Below are 1,644 nucleotides of genomic sequence, written 5' to 3' on the forward strand. Positions count from 1 at the left end.
CCCCCGCGGTCCGAGAAATTGCTCGGCCAGCGCGCCCAGCCAGTCGACGAGCAGGGCGAGTGCGACCGCGAGAATTGCTCCCACCCAGAGGGTTACGTTGTCGCGCAGTTTGTAGCCGGTGTCGATCAGAATCCCCAGACCGCCGGCGCTGACCAGGAACGACAGCGTGGCCGTGCCGACCGCCAGCACCAGGGAGGTGCGCAGGCCGGCCAGGATATAGGGCACCGCGAGCGGGAATTCGATGCGGCGCAGCACCGTCATCGCCGACATGCCCTGCCCTCGGCCGGCATCGACGAGAGCGGGATCGACCTGCTGATATCCCAGAATCGTATTGCGCAGCACGGGGAGTAGCGCATAGAACGCGATCGGAGCGACCCCCACCCAGAAGCCGGTCTTCTCGGTCCACAGATAGGTGAGCACGATCAGACCGATCGCCGGTGCCGCCGCACCGATATTGGCGACACCGACGAACAGCGGAGTGAGACGCCGGTAGCGCGGCCGAGTCAGCAAGGTGCCCAACGGAACCGAGACCGCGACGACGATCAGCACCACGGTCGCGGTGATCGCCACGTGCTGGCGGACCACGGTGCCGATGGTGGTGGGATTGATACTGGCCCGCTGCGTCGCGGTGAGGGTGCGGTCGAAGGCCCACACCAGTACGCCGGCCGCCAGGGCCACGGCCAGCACCGGCTGGATGAACAACCGGATCCGGTCGGCGCGCCGCTCGTATCGGCCGGCCGGGCTCATGGCCGGTCACCCGAATCGGCTGTGGCCGAACGATGTTCGGCGCGGGTGCGGGACAGGTGTGCGACCAGGGTGTCGATCGCGACCAGCCCGGTGTATTCGCCCCGTGGCCCGGTCACGACGGCGTTGGCGGTACTTTCGGCGAGCAGTGTCTCGAGCGCCGCCTGCAGCGTCGAATCCGCCGTCACCGTGCCGGTCACCGGGACGCCGGCGTCGTGTAACGACTGTGCCTGCGCCAGTTGATGTTCGGATACCCACCGCAGTGGCCGGCGGTCGGAGTCCAGGACCAGACCCCATTTCCAGTCCTGCGAGGCCAGCGCCGCGCGCAGTGTGTCGACCGGATCGTCCTGCGCGGCGGTGGCGCAGCTGCCCAGTTCCACATCGGCGACCCGTACCAGCGTCAGCTGTTTGAGGGCGGCGTCGGCGCCGACGAATCCGGCTACCGTCTCGTCGGCGGGGCCGGCGAGGATCGCGGCGGGGGTGTCGTACTGGAGGACGCGGGAACTGTTGCCGAGCACCGCGATTCGGTCCCCGAGCTTGACGGCCTCGTTGAAATCGTGGGTGACGAACACGATCGTCTTGTGCAGTTCGGTCTGCAGCCGCAGCAGTTCGTCCTGCAGCAGCCCGCGGGTGATGGGGTCGACCGCGCCGAACGGCTCGTCCATCAGCAGCACCGGCGGATCGGCTGCCAGCGCGCGGGCGACACCGACCCGCTGCTGCTGCCCGCCGGAGAGCTGGCGCGGATACCGGCCGCGGAAGGTCTCGGGGTCGAGGCCCACGAGATTCAGCATCTCGTCGACGCGGGCGCGCACCCGGGCGCGGTCCCAGCCGAGCAGACCCGGCACCGTGGCGATGTTGCGGGCCACCGTCATATGCGGAAACAGGCCCGCCTGCTGAATC

Annotated in this window: 2 protein-coding genes; both read right to left on the reverse strand. The window is 69.0% G+C overall.

The features are described 5' to 3' along the window. The coding region (locus RJ03_RS12800) for an ABC transporter permease (protein ID WP_036501580.1) at nt 1–747 on the reverse strand (747 nt) is incomplete at its 3' end. Further along, nucleotides 744–1,644 (reverse strand): ABC transporter ATP-binding protein (locus tag RJ03_RS12805; protein WP_036501582.1); only part of this gene is annotated, 901 nt, incomplete at its 5' end. The genes RJ03_RS12805 and RJ03_RS12800, both read right to left, overlap by 4 nt.

The organism is Nocardia aobensis NBRC 100429 (assembly GCF_000308375.1).
In the GTDB taxonomy this organism is placed as follows: domain Bacteria; phylum Actinomycetota; class Actinomycetes; order Mycobacteriales; family Mycobacteriaceae; genus Nocardia; species Nocardia aobensis.